Annotated in this window: 19 protein-coding genes and 1 pseudogene; 2 read left to right on the forward strand and 18 right to left on the reverse strand. The window is 36.7% G+C overall.

Features of this window, described 5'->3' with window-relative positions:
- Positions 1-21: 21 nt before the first annotated feature.
- The 15 genes and pseudogenes from F3H01_RS08735 to F3H01_RS08805 form a co-directional block, all read right to left on the reverse strand.
- Positions 22-666, reverse strand: coding sequence for an ABC transporter ATP-binding protein (locus F3H01_RS08735; protein WP_149725514.1), 645 nt, complete (start codon positions 664-666; stop codon positions 22-24).
- On the reverse strand, positions 666-1,730 hold the full coding sequence (gene tsf / locus F3H01_RS08740) for a translation elongation factor Ts (RefSeq protein ID WP_149725515.1): 1,065 nt from the start codon (positions 1,728-1,730) through the stop codon (positions 666-668). The genes F3H01_RS08735 and tsf overlap by 1 nt, the downstream gene beginning before the upstream one ends.
- Entirely contained in the window at positions 1,730-2,518 is a 789-nt protein-coding gene (gene rpsB / locus F3H01_RS08745; RefSeq protein WP_002941277.1) for a 30S ribosomal protein S2, read from the reverse strand. The genes tsf and rpsB overlap by 1 nt, the downstream gene beginning before the upstream one ends.
- Positions 2,519-2,663: 145 nt before the next feature.
- Complete coding sequence (locus tag F3H01_RS08750; RefSeq protein WP_021091731.1) at positions 2,664-2,879, reverse strand: acetyltransferase; 216 nt, start codon at positions 2,877-2,879, stop codon at positions 2,664-2,666.
- A 77-nt stretch (positions 2,880-2,956) separates the two neighbouring features.
- Positions 2,957-3,736, reverse strand: a complete 780-nt coding sequence (locus F3H01_RS08755) for a DUF4198 domain-containing protein (protein ID WP_149725516.1) — start codon at positions 3,734-3,736, stop codon at positions 2,957-2,959.
- A gap of 155 nt (positions 3,737-3,891) precedes the next feature.
- Complete coding sequence (locus F3H01_RS08760) at positions 3,892-4,623, reverse strand: purine nucleoside phosphorylase YfiH/LACC1 family protein (protein WP_149725517.1); 732 nt, start codon at positions 4,621-4,623, stop codon at positions 3,892-3,894.
- Between the two features lie 10 nt (positions 4,624-4,633).
- The gene (gene ribE, locus F3H01_RS08765; protein ID WP_149725518.1) at positions 4,634-5,248 is read right to left on the reverse strand and encodes a riboflavin synthase; all 615 of its coding nucleotides are present in this window, start codon (positions 5,246-5,248) and stop codon (positions 4,634-4,636) included.
- 215 nt (positions 5,249-5,463) lie between these two features.
- The gene (locus F3H01_RS08770) at positions 5,464-6,336 is read right to left on the reverse strand and encodes a YwqG family protein (protein ID WP_316349610.1); all 873 of its coding nucleotides are present in this window, start codon (positions 6,334-6,336) and stop codon (positions 5,464-5,466) included.
- Positions 6,326-7,180 (reverse strand): annotated as a pseudogene (locus F3H01_RS09650) (CbrC family protein). The gene F3H01_RS08770 and the pseudogene F3H01_RS09650 overlap by 11 nt, the downstream one beginning before the upstream one ends.
- 192 nt (positions 7,181-7,372) lie before the next feature.
- On the reverse strand, positions 7,373-8,308 hold the full coding sequence (gene accA / locus F3H01_RS08780; protein ID WP_149725520.1) for an acetyl-CoA carboxylase carboxyl transferase subunit alpha: 936 nt from the start codon (positions 8,306-8,308) through the stop codon (positions 7,373-7,375).
- A gap of 1 nt (position 8,309) precedes the next feature.
- Positions 8,310-9,521 (reverse strand): beta-ketoacyl-ACP synthase II, encoded by a 1,212-nt coding sequence (locus tag F3H01_RS08785; RefSeq protein WP_103640884.1) that lies wholly within the window; start codon positions 9,519-9,521, stop codon positions 8,310-8,312.
- A gap of 33 nt (positions 9,522-9,554) precedes the next feature.
- Positions 9,555-9,788 (reverse strand): acyl carrier protein, encoded by a 234-nt coding sequence (gene acpP / locus F3H01_RS08790; RefSeq protein ID WP_021091725.1) that lies wholly within the window; start codon positions 9,786-9,788, stop codon positions 9,555-9,557.
- A gap of 87 nt (positions 9,789-9,875) precedes the next feature.
- Positions 9,876-10,619 (reverse strand): 3-oxoacyl-ACP reductase FabG, encoded by a 744-nt coding sequence (gene fabG / locus F3H01_RS08795; protein WP_021083753.1) that lies wholly within the window; start codon positions 10,617-10,619, stop codon positions 9,876-9,878.
- A gap of 58 nt (positions 10,620-10,677) precedes the next feature.
- On the reverse strand, positions 10,678-11,097 hold the full coding sequence (locus tag F3H01_RS08800) for a pyridoxamine 5'-phosphate oxidase family protein (protein WP_149725521.1): 420 nt from the start codon (positions 11,095-11,097) through the stop codon (positions 10,678-10,680).
- Positions 11,098-11,466, reverse strand: a complete 369-nt coding sequence (locus F3H01_RS08805) for an L-arabinose ABC transporter (RefSeq protein WP_223155402.1) — start codon at positions 11,464-11,466, stop codon at positions 11,098-11,100.
- 84 nt (positions 11,467-11,550) lie between these two features.
- Here F3H01_RS08805 and F3H01_RS08810 point away from each other — a divergent pair, with 84 nt between their 5' ends.
- Complete coding sequence (locus F3H01_RS08810) at positions 11,551-12,072, forward strand: ATP/GTP-binding protein (RefSeq protein WP_149725522.1); 522 nt, start codon at positions 11,551-11,553, stop codon at positions 12,070-12,072.
- An 18-nt stretch (positions 12,073-12,090) separates the two neighbouring features.
- Here the strand turns inward: F3H01_RS08810 and F3H01_RS08815 are convergent, their stop codons facing one another.
- Positions 12,091-12,831, reverse strand: coding sequence for an EI24 domain-containing protein (locus F3H01_RS08815; RefSeq protein ID WP_149725523.1), 741 nt, complete (start codon positions 12,829-12,831; stop codon positions 12,091-12,093).
- Complete coding sequence (dut, locus tag F3H01_RS08820; RefSeq protein ID WP_149725524.1) at positions 12,828-13,523, reverse strand: dUTPase; 696 nt, start codon at positions 13,521-13,523, stop codon at positions 12,828-12,830. Before dut ends, F3H01_RS08815 begins: the two co-directional genes overlap by 4 nt.
- A 129-nt stretch (positions 13,524-13,652) precedes the next feature.
- Between dut and F3H01_RS08825 the strand changes: the two genes are divergently transcribed.
- A complete protein-coding gene (locus F3H01_RS08825; protein WP_021091806.1) occupies positions 13,653-13,841 on the forward strand; it encodes a hypothetical protein in 189 nt (62 codons plus the stop codon).
- On the opposite strand, the gene F3H01_RS08830 is transcribed toward F3H01_RS08825, so the two are convergent.
- Positions 13,838-15,567: bifunctional diguanylate cyclase/phosphodiesterase (locus F3H01_RS08830; RefSeq protein ID WP_223155403.1), on the reverse strand; the 1,730-nt coding region annotated here is incomplete at its 5' end. The two genes, F3H01_RS08825 and F3H01_RS08830, sit on opposite strands and share 4 nt — an antisense overlap.

Consider the following 15,567-nt stretch of genomic DNA (forward strand, 5'->3'; position numbering starts at 1 on the left):
ATAAATTTTAGTTTTTAAAATTTAAGAAATTTGCACAAGTTCTTTGTTCTCAAGCTTGTATGAGTTGTCGCATTTAGCTGCTAGTTCGTTGTCATGAGTGACTAGAACAAGGGCAGCGTTATTTTCATTTATATAGTCAAATAAAACTTGCATCACTTCATTCGCTGTTTGCTTGTCAAGGTTACCCGTTGGCTCGTCTGCAAAGATGATCTTTGGCTTTTTAGTAAGCACTCTAGCAATGCTGACGCGCTGCTGCTGGCCGCCACTTAGCTCGCCAACTTTTTGATTTATCACACTTGAAATTTTAAGCGCTTCAAGATCATTTTTTTCTATCTTTTCACCAGATAAAATACTAGCAAGCTCAATATTTTCATAAGCACTAAATCCTTTAAAAAGATAGTGCGACTGGAAAATAATGCCGAAATGAAGCCTTCTAATGGCCAAAAGCTCGTTTTGAGAAAGCTCATAGATCGATCTATCTTGATAGATGACCTCACCAAAATTTGGTTTTAAAAGTGTTGAAAGTATGTGTAAAAGCGTTGATTTGCCACAACCGCTAACGCCAGTTATCGCGATGCTTTGTTTTTGATTGAGGGTTAAATTTATATTGTTAAAGAGCGTATAATCATACGCAAAGCCTAGATTAGACGCTCTTAAAATTTCCATTAGCCTATTTGAGCAGCAACTTCTGCAGCAAAGTCATCTACTTTTTTCTCTAAGCCTTCGCCAAGCTCGAAACGAACGTATTTTACGATCTCGATCTTGCCGCCAAGCTCTTTGCTCTTCTCTTCGATAACTTGTTCGATAGTCTTTTTATCGTCCATTACATAAAACTGGCCTAAAAGTGTAAGGCGTTGGTCAAGCACTGTGTTATCAGCGTAAAATCTCTCGATCTTGCCAGGGATGATCTTGTCCCAAATTTTCTCAGGTTTGCCCTCAGCTTTTAGCTCTTCTTCGATCGCTTTTGTAGCTTTTGCAAGCTCTGCCTCACCTATCTGGCAGCGGCTAGCATACTCAGGGATGTGGTGAAGTGGCTTACCTAGGCGTTTTAGCTCTTCATTTTCTTTTTCAAGTTCAGCGCGAAGTGCGATAAATTCTTTCTCAACAAACTCTTTATCAAGGTCTTTGTAGCTTATAACGCTTGGCTTCATAGCAGCTGCGTGCATACATAAATTTCTTATAAATTCAGCTGCTTTGTTTGCAACTTCAGCACTTTCGCAAGCTGCACCGATAAGTACGCCAACGCGGCCATTTGAGTGAACATAGCCATTTACCACGCCCTTATCATCAGCGCTAATAGTCTCAAAGCGACGAACTACAAGGTTTTCACCGATAGTTGCGATCTGAGTTTTGAAGTAATCTTCAAAATTAACACCATTTAAAGTGCTTGCGTTTAGCTCTTCAACTGTTGTTATGCCACTTGATTGGATATGAGCTGTTGCATCTTTTGCAAGTGCTTGAAACTGTGGATTTCTAGCAACGAAGTCAGTTTCAGAGTTGATCTCGCTAATAGTTGCTTTTTTGCATTTTGAGCAAACTTCAACACTTACTAAGCCCTCGCTTGCAAGGCGGTCAGCCTTTTTAGCAGCTTGACCAAGACCCTTTTCACGAAGTATATCAACAGCTTTTTCCATATCGCCATTTGCTTCGCCAAGTGCCTTTTTGCAGTCCATCATGCCAGCTCCGGTTGATTCGCGGAGCTCTTTTACCATTTGTGCAGTTATTTCCATTATTCTTCGTCCTCGCCAAAGTCTTCTTCGCTCATAGCTTCAGCTACAACCGCGTCTTTCTCGTCTTGGCTTACTTCTTCGCCAGCAGCTTGCTCGCCACCATCTTGCTCAAGAAGTGATTTGCCTTCGTTGATAGCCTCAGCCATCTCTTGGCAGAAAAGCTGAACAGAACGGATCGCATCGTCGTTTCCTGGGATCGGATAGTCGACAACGTCAGGATCGCAGTTTGTATCGATCGGTGCTACAACTGGGATTTTTAAACGGTTAGCCTCTTGAACAGCGATCTTTTCTTTAACTGTATCAACGACAAATATCATATCAGGTAGGCTTTTCATATTGCGGATACCACCAAGAGTTGCGATAAGCTTCTCTTTTTTGCGGCGAAGCATTAAAGCCTCTTTTTTAGTTAACAAATTTATCGAACCATCTTCTTCCATAGTTTCGATAACTTCTAGTTTGCGGATAGATTGGCGGATAGTGCCAAAGTTTGTCATCATACCACCTAACCAGCGGTGATTTACATAAGGCATTCCACATTTTTCAGCGTACTCTTTGATAGCATCGATAGCTTGTTTTTTAGTACCAACAAATAGCACTGACTTACCTTCAGCAGCTGCGTCACGAACGATGTTATAAGTATAGCGGAAGTAGCGGATAGTCTTTTGTAGATCTATAATATAGATACCTTTTCTCTCACCAAAGATAAATTTTTTCATCTTTGGGTTCCAGCGGCGTGTTTGGTGACCAAAATGTACGCCACACTCTAATAAATCTCTCATAGTTACCATGAGTTTCTCCTTGTTTTAGGCATTTTGCCTTGAATTTAGTTTTATCCTCCACGACCATTAATGCTTTCGCACAACCAAATTTAGGATTGCCGTGTGTGAAATAAAGGGGGATTATACTTAAAATAATATGAATTTAAACTAAAGTTTATTTACTTAATTGTGAGTCTTCTTCGATTTTTATTAATTTAGCAAAAATTTCTGCCATTGCTTGCCTTTGTTCGGATGAAATTTCAAGCTTCTTAACATTTAAAAGAATGCTTACAAACTCCTCGTTTTGTAGTGTTTCTACGCCAAATTTTCTTGCGTTTGTAGTAATTTTTAGCACAAGAGGATTTTTTGATTTAAAGTTTTCGTAAGGCATTCTTTCTCTACTTTCAAAATTACAAAGTGGTTATAAAAAATTTATAATAAATTTGGACTCAAATTTATATCAAACTTTTATTCTTTTATCTCAAAACTAAGCGTCGTTTTTAACGTCTCTTTGTCACACTTCGTAGCATCTGGATAAGGTCTTTCATAAATAACTTCAAATACCCAAAATCCTGGTCTTAGAGCTAATACTTCAGTGATGCCTTGCTCATCAGTCACACCATAAAACGCGTGCTTATGGTCTAAAAATCCAGCAAAAGTACCAGTTAGCTTAGCTCGCTCTAGCGGCTTTCCATCAGTAAAAACCTGCAATTTAAAAGGCTTATCTACTCTAAATTCCGCAGGATTTTGTAGTGGCACGATCTCGATTTTAACTCCAACAGGTTTAGTTACGAAGCCATCTATTTCACCTAAATTTAAGACTCTTTTAGATGTTATCGTCATCAGCCGGCAAATCTGTATATCGCTTAGATCCTTTAGATCAAGCTTTGTTTTGTCTATTAGCCACTTGCCATCACTACGTTTTTTAAGCGAATACATAGGATTTTGCTGTGCTAGTAAGATATATGTGCCTTTATCTAATCTTTCGCCCTCGTAGCGGTAGTTCTCGCCACTTTGTGTAAGCTTCTTTTTGCTACCATCTTTACTTATTACAGTAATTGGCGCAAAAAGATGGACGCGTTCGGCCATAATAGGCTCTAGCTTTGGAAAATCGTCGCTATAACCCATATTTGCGATAAATTTTCCTAGCTTTTCATCATTAGCTCCATCTACCCAAAACATGTGTGCTTGCGCCATATAAAAGGCTCCTGTTAACATAATGGCGGTCAAAATTTTACCTATTTTCATGATTTTCCTTGTTGTTATTTTTGAGATTTGATGTCAAATTGTAGCTAAAAATTATTATATTTAGCCATTTTTTAGATCAAATTAAATATCAAAACGTTCAATACAATTTAGCTGGCAAATTTTAATAGGCAAGCAATGAAGCTAAAAATTTACTTTTATTTTTTACTATTTACCGATATGGCTCTATTCATCACAAATCCGCAAAAACGCCCAGTCCTACTCTGTTTGCGGTATGAGAATAATTCATCTCTCTCAAAAGTGCAACGAGGATCTAGCGATATTTGCTCTACCCCGAGCTTAGCAAATTCGTCTAATAAAGCTGCGTTTATATCAAATTTTCCATCATTTTTATATCGGTTAAATTCACCAAGATCTAGCTTGCCTACTTCGTAGTTTTGCACTTTGATATTTGCGCCTATAAATACGCGTAAATTACTAGCACGACAACCAAACTCACTCGTCATCAGTCCCACTGCATTTGTGCAAATTTTACTAGTAACGCCTGCGCGTCCCGCATGCACAGCTGCGACTACGCCAAGATGTTCATCTATTATCAAAACAGGCGCACAGTCAGCGACTAAGACGCAAAGCGCCACGCCTTTTAGTGATGTTATCACACCATCGCATGGAGGTAGATCGTCGTTAAAATCTTGCAAAATTTCCACTTTATTTGAGTGGATTTGGCTCATAAATTTTAAATTAACAGGCATAATGCCAAGTGCTGTTGCTAAAATTTTACGATTTTGTGCGACCATTAGCGGATCATCGCCAACATGATCTGCTAAATTTAAGCTCTCATAAGCACCCTCACTCACACCGCCAAATCTATTTGTAAAGCCAGCTAATACGCCATTTTTATCAAAGACGATCTCTAAATTTTCACGCATCTTCGCTCGCTTAGTAGAGGCTTGAAATTCTCTCGACCTCGTCCCAGCTAAGGCCGCTATTTTGCTTAGTCTCAAGCATCCTAGCCACGTAGCGAGCCAGCAAGTCGCTCTCGATATTTACGCGCCTGCCGACCTTAAAAGTACCAAAAAGGCTATCTCTAAAAGTGATTGGTATGATTGTGAGCCTTATACCCTTTGGCAAAATTTCATTTATCGTTAGGCTCACGCCCTCGACGCCCACTGAGCCTTTATTTGACATCAAGCTCATAGCATCGTGCGGCAAGTCGATGTAAAAATCAACCCCATTCTCATTCTTTTTAATATTTGAAATTTTACCGATAAAATCGATATGTCCTTGCATCAAATGCCCATCTACTCGGTCTCCTAGCTTCATCGCTGGCTCGATATGCACTCTTTCTTTTAAATTTTCAACCGCGATATTTGCTCTACTCTCCGCGCTTAGCTCCACACTAAAGCCATCTTCATGCAGTTTTATTACGCTCAGGCAAGCACCATTTACAGCAATGCTATCGCCTAAATTTGGACGAAAATTTGCCTTTAGCCTTAAAATATTTTGTGAATAACTAACAACCTGTGCGATCTCACGAATCAAGCCATTAAACATAATTTTGCCTTTAAAATTTTTAAGGATTTTACTAAATTTTGCCTAAATTTGGGCATTAGCATCTTTGGTTATTTTATATATTTAAGTAGATAGTGGCATAAATGGCAGTGAAATTTTGGCAATCGCACCAAAAATGCTAATAAAATTTATTGTGTAACCCTAGTATAAAATTTCTCTATAAATTTTAATTTTTATCTTTTATGAATTTAGCAGTCTTAACTCGTTTGCAAAATTAGCCACGTCTTGCTAAAATCGCGTGCTAAAAGATCATCCCTTTTTATCCACAGATAAATTCTGCCCTCTCCGTCCCAGTCCATATCGCCCTCATCATCACTATCTATCTGTAAAAGTAGTTGCCACTGGGCAGAATTTTTCTCAAATTCTGCTATTCTTGGGTGGTGATAAGCGCTACCATCACCACAGCTAAGCCCATTTGTAACTAGCTCACACTCTGGCTCCATACCATCTTGGACATTATCAGAGTGCCCAAGGAGCTTATTTTCTTTAACCTGCCAGCTTGGCTCAATAACCTCATGATAGGCCTCCCACTCAGCCTCACTAATTTTACTAAATGGCACAATCGAGCTTTGTAAATTTGGCAAATTTATCTCATTTTCAAAGCTAAGCAAGCGTGCGTTAAACGTAGAATTTTCTCCCTCTAAGCTCTCCGCTCTCCTGCGAGAAAGTGGCCCATGATTTACATCAGAAAAGATCACTGCAAAGCCATTTTTATCGGTAGGATCATAGCCCCAAATACGCAAATTTCTATCATAAAAGAGATAGAGCATTCCGCTTTTTAGCAGTAGTGAGTCAATGTCAAATTTGCTAGCTTCAGCAAAATTTATCTGTGCCACAAAACTTAAAGCACCATTTTCATTTGAAGGCCATGCTAAACTATCTGGCAGATCTGGCGAGCCGCCAAATTTAGACGCTCCAATGGCGATATCATCGTCATTTTTAGCTTGCGCATCTATCCTTATGGCATTTCTTGCTAGTGGCGATAAAAGTTTAAAAAGTTCATCCAGTCCACGTTCTTTACAACCTTTAGAAATTTTTGAAATATCCATATTTTCCTCTTTAACAAGCATCAACGTATATATGATACTTCTTACAATGCAGACAACGAAACAAATATCCGGCAATATCGCCAGCTTTAACAAGATGTTCGCGTAGCATTTTATCGTTATATTCGGCTCTTTTTGCATAGTCCTCAAAGACCTAGTCTGCTATACCCATTTCTTCAAGCTCTTTTGTGCCAACGTCACCTAAAAATTCGCAGTAATCATCACAACAAGCTATCCAATGCTCGCCCTGCCAGCTCTCGTAGCCCGGGGTTCTTCTAAAGAGTTCGTCATCCTTTTTAGCATCACTTGCAGATAGCTTATCAGCATCTTGCACAAATGTAGCGTCAAATTTCTTAGCAGCCATACCGCTAGAAATACAAGTAGGACAAAGATACGAAATATCTTGCTCGCAATAAATGCTACCGTTATAATAAACTTCAGTATCTTTGCCGCAGCACTCACACACTATATTCATATCATCTTTAAATGCGCCGGCTCTTAAAGGATTGGGATGATAGATAAATTTTGGTAGTGTGGAGGCTTTATCTTTTTGAGCCAAAATTTGACCTCTACTTTTTGGGCGAGGCAGCGCACATTTATCATTTTCGTCAATGAATTGCACTAGATAGCCAAGTGCCTTTAGCTGCTTTTTATCACTTTTGTCATGTATTTTTAAAAGTAAGTCGTAAGCACTCTTTCTCATAGATAAAAGCTGATAAATATCGACTAAAACATACTTTGCGCAAATGTCATCACAATTTTCCAACTCTTCTTTAAACTGATAGAGTGCCTCAATACTAGAAACATTGCCATTATTTTTATAATATTCTTTTGAAAGAGTGATATATTTTTCTTGAAATTTATTCATTAATACTCTTTATGTGGATTTAACATTAACAATTTTAGTGTTTAAATCTTAAAGATATAAAAGCTAGTATAAAAATTATGGCTGTTAAAGCGATTAAATTTATATCGATTTTTAAATTATTTTAGTATTTTGGTAGATGATGCCACAAACAAATTTGATAAGTATTCTTATAAAATTGTTGTGACTATAAATTTATTCTTCAAATGCTCCGATAGAAAGGATTTTTTCTATTCTTTTTGCTACAAGATCATTTATATCAAACTTTTCAAGCACAGCTAACTCTGAGATAAAATAATTTGCAAGTGCTTTTGCAGCACCTTCTTTGTCTCTATGAGCTCCATTTATCGGCTCATCTATAACAGCATCAATCAGTGATAGACTTTTTAAATCATCAGCTGTTATTTTCATAGATTTTGTGGCTTGTTCTTGTTTAGCTGGATCATTCCAAAGTATTGCCGCACAGCCTTCTGGCGAAATAACCGAAAACACAGAATTTTTCATCATAGCAAGTCTATCAGCCACACCAATAGCTAAAGCACCGCCACTTCCACCTTCGCCGATAACAACAGCAATTATTGGAGTTTTTAAATTTGCAAACTCAAATAAATTTCTAGCTATAGCTTCACTTTGTCCTCGCTCTTCAGCTCCAACACCTGGGTATGCTCCTGGAGTGTCTATGAGAAATAAAATGGGTAAATTAAATTTTTCAGCCATTTTTGCAACTCTAAGAGCCTTTCGATAACCCTCAGGATGAGGCATACCAAAATTTCTTCTTAATTTATTTTTAGTGCCACGGCCCTTTTGCTCGCCTATAACAATAGTCTTTTTGCCTCCGATATAGCCGATGTAGCAAACTATTGCTGGATCATCTCTAAATGCTCTATCTCCATGAATCTCATATCCATCAATCAAAAACGCATTAATATAATCAATAGAATATGGTCTATCTGGATGACGAGCAAGTTGCAAACGTTGATATTCGTTTAAATTTTTATATACTTTTGATATCTCTTTGGATAAATTCTTATTTAAAATTTCAACAGCATGTTCATCGCCTCTGATCTTAGCATTTGCTATATCTTCATCAATTTGCTTTATGCTTTTTTCAAAATCTAAATAATTTGACATCTTAATCCAACTTTTTAAATATTACGACGCCATTCGTGCCACCAAAGCCAAATGAGTTGCTCATAACAGCTTTTATATCAGCTTTTCTAGCTTTATTTGGAACGTAGTCTAGATCGCACTCTGGATCAGGAGTTTCGTAGTTTATTGTTGGAGGGATGATGCCGTCTCTCATTGCCATTATAGATATAACAGCCTCAATCGCACCAGCACCACCTAGACAGTGTCCAGTTTGACCTTTTGTTGAGCTAACTGGTGGACATTTATCACCAAAAACTGCTTTTAATGCCGCTGTTTCATTCTTATCATTTACAGGCGTTGAAGTACCATGCGCATTGACATAATCTATCTTTATACCTTTTGCCATTTCTAAAGCCTGCTTCATTGCACTTAGTGGCCCTTCAAGTGTTGGTGATGTGATATGATGAGCATCTCCGCTCTCACCAAATCCAACTACTTCAGCGTAAATTTTAGCACCTCTTGCAATAGCTGACTCATACTCTTCAAGCACAAGTGCACCGGCTCCTTCACCCATTACAAAACCATCACGATTTGCATCAAATGGCCTTGATGCCTTACTTGGCTCATCATTTCTAGTTGAGAGAGCTTTCATTGCTGCAAAGCCACCTATACCTACACCACAAATAGTAGACTCAGCGCCGATAACTAGCATATTTGTAGCTTGACCAATCATAATGCATTTTGCAGCTTGTGATATCGCATGAGTGCTTGCTGCACATGCCGTTACACTAGATAAATTTGGACCCTTAAGCCCGTGATTTATAGAAACTATGCCACCTAGCATATTTACAAGTGCCGATGGAATAAAAAATGGCGAAATTCTCTTTACGCCTTTTTCAAAGTATGTAATTGAGTTTTTCTCAATATTTGGCAAACCACCTATGCCAGCTGCCGAGCTAACGCCAAATTTATGAGCATCAAACTCTTTAAAATTCGCATCAGCCATAGCTTCATTAGATGCTTTTATGCCAAGCTGTATGAAACGATCTACTTTTTTCACCTCTTTGCCGTCTAAAATGCTATTTGGATCAAAATCAGTTATCTCGGCAGCAATTTTAACAGGAAAGTCACTTACATCAAAGCTCGTGATCTCTTTCACACCTGTTTTACCCTCGCAAATAGCCTTAAAAGAACTCTCTTTGTCAAGGCCAAGTGCGTTTATCATGCCTATACCAGTTACAACGACTCGTTTCAATACATCTCCTTAAATCAAACTGTGTAAATTTAATTATTTACCTAGTTTTTCTATATAATTTACAACGTCTTGAATGCTTATTAATTTCTCTGCTTCGCTATCAGGAATTTCTACTTCAAATTTCTCTTCTAAAGCCATAACTAGCTCTACAACGTCAAGTGAATCAGCGCCTAAATCCTCAATGATTTTAGACTCTAATTTTACTGCTTGTGGATCTACACTTAGTTGCTCTACAACTACGTCTCTTACGTCTTCAAATACTGCCATTTTAAGGTCTCCTTATAAAAAATGTCTGTTATCTTATAATATTTACGCTTTTATTTATTTTAAATTTCAAAACTTGTTGAAATTTCATTACATATAAAGTCCGCCATTTATTTTTAGCGTCTCGCCAGTTACGTAGCTTGCGTGATCACTTAGTAAAAACGCTACTGCCTCAGCTACTTCACTAGCACTGCCGAAACGTTTTAACGGGATATTATCGCTATAAGTTTTTTTCACCTCATCACTTAGCCCATGCGTCATATCAGTCTCGATAAAGCCCGGAGTTACGCTGTTAAAGCGTATATTTCTGCTTGCACCCTCTTTTGCAAAGCTCTTACTCATAGCAATCAGTCCGCCCTTGCTGGCTGAATAGTTTACCTGTCCTGCATTTCCCATCTCACCAACGATAGAAGCAACGTTTACGACCGCTCCAAAGCGCTTTTTGCTCATCACTTTCAAAGCCTCTCTGCATCCTATAAAAGCTGAAGTTAAATTTGCATTTATCACATCTGTAAATTCGCTAGTTTTCATGCGAAGTGCTAGTTTGTCGTTTGTAATGCCGGCGTTATTTACAAGATAGCTTAGCTCGCCGTCGCTATCGACTATCAAATTTATACCTTTTATAAACTCATCTTCGTCTGTCGCGTCAAATTTTATCACTGCAGCCTTGCCACCATTTTGCTCGATCTCAGCTTGTAAAGCGTCTGCTATCTCAGGTTTTGAGCGGTAGTTTATCCATACTTTTAAGCCCATATTTGCAAGCGTCTTTGCGATTTGTGCACCGATACCTCTGCTTGCACCTGTTATTAGCACGTTTTTTCCGCTAAATTTCATAAATTCTCCTTATTTTTTTCTAATTTTTCAATGATTGTAGCTTATATAAGCTTAACGTCTAAATTTTATCGCTTCTTTCCCACTTTATCTTTTTACCAAAACCAAGGACATTACTCGTAAATTTTAGTTTTTCAAGATTTATGCACCAAATTTTTGGATCCATTGCTTTTGCATAAAAAAATCTTTTAAAGTAAATTTCTCGTTCATTTGCGCTAGCCTCGCTCATCACTCCTTGAAACTGTACGCCCTCTATCTTACCAACGATCTTTGTATCAAGAGCGACCGTGCCAGCAACAAGCTTTGAGTTTTTTAAAAATTTGATATGAGAACTCTCATCAGAGCTAGCTAGCAAAAGGTAAAAATTCACCTCATCAAAGGCGTAAAATGCACTAAAAGCGTAAGGCTGCCCATCATCATCGATGGCGCAAACACTTGCAAGATGCATCTTTTTTAAAAATTTAACTATCCTCTCATCCATCTAAATTCCTCTAAAAATGTCAAGAATGGCTTGAAATTTAAAGATGACTACGGCGATTATCAGCACCCAAAGCGTAAAAATAATAAGCTCTATTAGAGTAAAATTATCTTTTGCAACTTTTTTAAAAACAAGCATCATTAAAAATGCTCCTAAAAAGCCACCAATTAGCGAAAAATAGTGGATCGCATTTACCTTTACAAAGCTTGGCAAAAGCCCTTTAAAAAATAGTGAAAACATCAAAATGGCAAGCAAATTTGCAAGTATCAAGTAGTAGCCAACGACTGGCAAAACAGGGCAAAGCTTAGCAAAAACGAAGCTTAAAACAGTGATAAGCATCAGCAAAAAGATCCTAGTCCCAAAACAACACATCGCCCGTCCTTTTTTGACGCATTTTACAAAATTTTGCTTTATGAAATTAAAATTTTGCCGATTTAGCTCCAAAAGGATTTAATAATGCAAACAAATTTTTACTCTCAAGGAAGCTACAACAACATGAGCTTTTCGATGAAAACTAGCTCAGGCGATGAGATAAGCTTTTCGATGTATGATAACAAAAGCTTGGAGTTTTCGAGCCAGAAAAATGGCACTTCAAGCCAAAGAAGTCTAACTCTAACTCACGAATACGGCTATGAGTTTTTATATAAAGGAAATGGCATAGACGAGCAGGATATGAAAGAGATAGAAGAGGCGATGAAGCAAATTCGTCCGCAAGTAAATGAATTTATGAAAAATGTCAAAGAGGGCGACAAGATCGCAGGTAGCAGTCAAAGCATAAGTGATCTTTCAAACAAGATCAAGCAGATGTTGCCTGAGCCAAAAGATCTAAATCACAAAAATTTCATAAATGACAATATGCTAAAAATGTTTGACGAGCTTCTAACTCAAAATAATGCGAACAAAAATTTACTAAGTGCGACAAAAAGGCTATTTGATACCTTGCTTGATGAGAGCAACAAGCTATCTTACTACGCATAAATTTAGAGCCATTTGGCTCTAAATTTTTAAGACTGCTTCTCTTTGATAAAAAAGATGCGACAAGACTATCACAAAATAAAGCTGAAAAAATAGCCCAACAAGCGGTACAAGCGATATTAGATAAAACAAAAATGTAAAAACTATAAATTTTATCCCACCACCCTCTAGAAGAGCAAGTTCGAATTTATCACTATCAAGCGTATTTGAGCCAACGTCTATTAGCAAAAGTTTATAGTAGATGTAAAAAAATGGCACATTGATGATGAAGAAATTTAAGATCGGCACAAATAAAAGTGGCAAACAAACGAGTAAGATCCCAAGAAATTTCATGATCTCAACCATCATCACCTTTAGCACTCTAGCCGTGCTAACCTCGTTTTTAAGCACGTAGTTGTAGTGCCTTTTGTTTATCTCTTTGGCTACAACCGGCGTTAAAAAGCCAGCTACGACTAGAGCGATTATTATGCTAATAATTATCGTTAAAAAGGTGCTCAAAATATAAAAAAGTATGCTAACTATCCATTTTGTGGCGCTAAAGCTTAAAATTTTAATAGCGATAAAAGAGAGCACCGAGTTTGGCTCTAAAAATGCAAAATTTTCATTTTTGGCGCTATCACTTAAAAGATCAAATATCTCACTGCCGCCCCAGATCGTAAGCCACGCAAGACTAAAAATGCTAAGACAAAGTGGCAAGATGGATAGCGCTATAAATTTGGCTGTAAAAAAATCTTTAAAGCCAAGGCGAAGAAGGTTTATCATTTCACCTTTTTATATTCATGCTCAAGTGCGGCGTAAATTTCATCGATCCTGCTAACGCCATTTAACAAAATTTCACTCATCACTTCATTATCTTCGCGTCCGTTCCAATTTTTCTTATAGCTGCCTTCTTTGTAGCCATTATTTTGACGGAAGCGATTTAGCACGTTTTTAGCGATGTAGCACTCATAAAGTGAGTATAAATTTACGCCACATTTTAAAGACATAGAGAAGTAAATTTTTAAAATATCAAATATATCGTAGTCAAACCCACTACACTCATGTATGAGCATTTCAACATCATTCATTATCTCATAAATACTCTCGTCTTCAATCCTTAAGGGCTCTTTGCAAAACTCACTAAAACCACTTGATTGGCAAATATCATCAGCTAAAGTTTCTATATCCCCAAGCTGTTTTGATTTATAAATTTGCAAAGCCAGGCTCATAATAAAGTGCCAAATATCGACAACTTCTATGCGTAAATTTTGCTCATCTGTTTTGGCATCAATGCTCTTCCAGTGTTTCCATGCAAAGCTATCTATGAGTTCAGCACACTCCATATAAATGCAACGTTTCCAGCTGATTAGTTTATTTTTATTAGTATAACCATTTTCCCAGCCAAGCCCATTCGTCTCATCATTTAGGCTTTGCTGCATCTTTAACATCTCTAAAATAATCGTTCTTTCATTCATTTTAGGCCTTTTAAAATTTTAAAGGATTATAACAAAAAATTATTAAATGCCACGAGGTAAGCTTGACTTAAATCATTTTATGTATAAAATTTAAGAGCTACAATAGGCAAAAATTTCAAAGGAGAAAAAATGAGAGAAAAAGATCTAGTGGTTTGCAATGTTTGCGGACTAAAAAGCAGTGATGATACAAATGCAGTTTTTATCCACGCTCATAAAAATGGTGAAGAAGTTGATATCTGCACCAGTTGTGTTCCAAGCGTGATCCATGGCTCAGGCATGGTCGTAAAATCAAACGAAGAGATAAAGGCTGAAATTTAAACTTTAGCTATCATTTGAGGATCTTGTCTTACAAGGTCTTCAAATTCTTCTGCACTCATAGGACGAGATAAAAAAAGTCCTTGCACTTCGTTACAATCAAGCTCTTTTAAGAAACGAATGTCTTCTTCTTTTTCTATGCCTTTTGCACCAACTTTTATCTTCATTGCCTTTGCTAAATCGATAATTGCAGATACGATTTGTGCATCTATTTTGCTATTTGATGCTTGAGCAACAAATTCACTTGCTATTTTTATATGCTTAACACCGTATTTTCTAATATAAATAAATGAAGTATATCCAGAGCCAAAATTATCTATACAAACATCTATATTATTTTCTTTGAGAATAGAAAAAATTTTATCAAGCGTCTTAGAATTATTTGTCCATATTTCTTCGCCAAATTCTATTTCAAAAAGCCCTGGATTTATATGGTGAGAGCGTAAGCTAGAAACAAAATCTAAAACAAATTTTTCTGATTTACTTTGAATCTGTGCAACATTTATACTTATTTTCGGTATCAAGAGTTTTTCTTTTTGCCATCTATCTACATACTCTATGGTCTTTGAAACTAAAAGTGAGCAAATATCGTTTAAAATATCACTATTTACATTGACCTCTTTCATAAATTTGCTTGCTTCCATCAAGCCAAATTTTTCTGATTTCCAATATAAAAAAACCTCTGCGTAGATCATTTTTTCGATTTTTAGATCAAATATTGGTTGAAAATATACATGAAGGTCTTCTTGCAAATTAGCTTTTTTAAGCGCGATCTCGATACTTGAGCTTAGGTGCATTTCATTGCTAATTTTATCGCTATAAACCATAGGATTTAAAGCTGGATTTTTCTTGGCGTAATACATTGCCATATCTGCATTTTTTATAATATTTCTTGGATTTGCCGTGCTATTTTTTGTTGCTACGTCTATGCCTATTATGCACTTAAGCCCAAAGTGATATCTATCTATTTGAATTGGCTTTTCAATAGCGTCTTTTAAGGCAATACCAAGATTTAAGCGTTTTGTATGACTATTTATCTCCATTTTTGCTAGTACGATAAATTCGTCCGCACTAATCCTTGCTATGGCCTCTTGTCTATTGCAAACTTCAAGTATCCTTTTTGCAACTAATTTTAAAATTCTATCGCCTATTTCATGCCCATAAGATGTATTTATACTTTTAAAACGGCTTAAATTTATATAATAAACTGCGGTTTCCTCATCTTCAGAAATGCTTTTACACATTCTTTCAAGCTCATTTACTATAAAATTTCTATTACCAAGATCTGTTAGATAGTCTTTCTCAGACATATCTTGAAGTCTTAAATTTGCGAGCATAAGTTCATTGGTTCGCTCATGCATCGACTTTTCCATCTCTCTATGAAGATTTCTCTCATAATCTAATATTTTTCTACTTGCGATAGAGCTTTTAACGTAGTAATTAACAATAGCGTTTACAACCAAGATAAATAGCGAGATAAGTGTGCTAAAAGATGTTAGATCTTCCTGTAACAGCAAAGGCAAAACTATTATTATTGGTAGCCATTTTGATCCTATTGAGATATCTTTATTGGTATTTGTAACATATTCATTTTGGGCTTTTAAATGAAAGGCTCCTATCATCAAAAAAAAGAAAGGAACGATATACAAAAAATCTATTTTATGGCCAAAATTTACATTTGAGATCTGGCTATAAAAAATAAATAAATTTAGCATCGTAAATAAAATGC

Origin of the sequence: Campylobacter concisus (genome assembly GCF_902460875.1) — a bacterium.
GTDB classification, from domain to species: domain Bacteria; phylum Campylobacterota; class Campylobacteria; order Campylobacterales; family Campylobacteraceae; genus Campylobacter_A; species Campylobacter_A concisus_AA.

What these genes read in the sequence shown, in the direction of transcription:
- F3H01_RS08735 (WP_149725514.1), bottom strand. Translation starts at nt 666, where the DNA reads ATGGAAATTTTAAGAGCGTCTAATCTAGGCTTTGCGTATGATTATACG.
- tsf (WP_149725515.1), bottom strand. Translation starts at nt 1,730, where the DNA reads ATGGAAATAACTGCACAAATGGTAAAAGAGCTCCGCGAATCAACCGGA.
- rpsB (WP_002941277.1), bottom strand. Translation starts at nt 2,518, where the DNA reads ATGGTAACTATGAGAGATTTATTAGAGTGTGGCGTACATTTTGGTCAC.
- F3H01_RS08750 (WP_021091731.1), bottom strand. Translation starts at nt 2,879, where the DNA reads ATGCCTTACGAAAACTTTAAATCAAAAAATCCTCTTGTGCTAAAAATT.
- F3H01_RS08755 (WP_149725516.1), bottom strand. Translation starts at nt 3,736, where the DNA reads ATGAAAATAGGTAAAATTTTGACCGCCATTATGTTAACAGGAGCCTTT.
- F3H01_RS08760 (WP_149725517.1), bottom strand. Translation starts at nt 4,623, where the DNA reads ATGCGTGAAAATTTAGAGATCGTCTTTGATAAAAATGGCGTATTAGCT.
- ribE (WP_149725518.1), bottom strand. Translation starts at nt 5,248, where the DNA reads ATGTTTAATGGCTTGATTCGTGAGATCGCACAGGTTGTTAGTTATTCA.
- F3H01_RS08770 (WP_316349610.1), bottom strand. Translation starts at nt 6,336, where the DNA reads ATGCTTGTTAAAGAGGAAAATATGGATATTTCAAAAATTTCTAAAGGT.
- accA (WP_149725520.1), bottom strand. Translation starts at nt 8,308, where the DNA reads ATGTCAAATTATTTAGATTTTGAAAAAAGCATAAAGCAAATTGATGAA.
- acpP (WP_021091725.1), bottom strand. Translation starts at nt 9,788, where the DNA reads ATGGCAGTATTTGAAGACGTAAGAGACGTAGTTGTAGAGCAACTAAGT.
- fabG (WP_021083753.1), bottom strand. Translation starts at nt 10,619, where the DNA reads ATGAAATTTAGCGGAAAAAACGTGCTAATAACAGGTGCAAGCAGAGGT.
- F3H01_RS08800 (WP_149725521.1), bottom strand. Translation starts at nt 11,097, where the DNA reads ATGGATGAGAGGATAGTTAAATTTTTAAAAAAGATGCATCTTGCAAGT.
- F3H01_RS08805 (WP_223155402.1), bottom strand. Translation starts at nt 11,466, where the DNA reads ATGTGTTGTTTTGGGACTAGGATCTTTTTGCTGATGCTTATCACTGTT.
- F3H01_RS08810 (WP_149725522.1), top strand. Translation starts at nt 11,551, where the DNA reads ATGCAAACAAATTTTTACTCTCAAGGAAGCTACAACAACATGAGCTTT.
- F3H01_RS08815 (WP_149725523.1), bottom strand. Translation starts at nt 12,831, where the DNA reads ATGATAAACCTTCTTCGCCTTGGCTTTAAAGATTTTTTTACAGCCAAA.
- dut (WP_149725524.1), bottom strand. Translation starts at nt 13,523, where the DNA reads ATGAATGAAAGAACGATTATTTTAGAGATGTTAAAGATGCAGCAAAGC.
- F3H01_RS08825 (WP_021091806.1), top strand. Translation starts at nt 13,653, where the DNA reads ATGAGAGAAAAAGATCTAGTGGTTTGCAATGTTTGCGGACTAAAAAGC.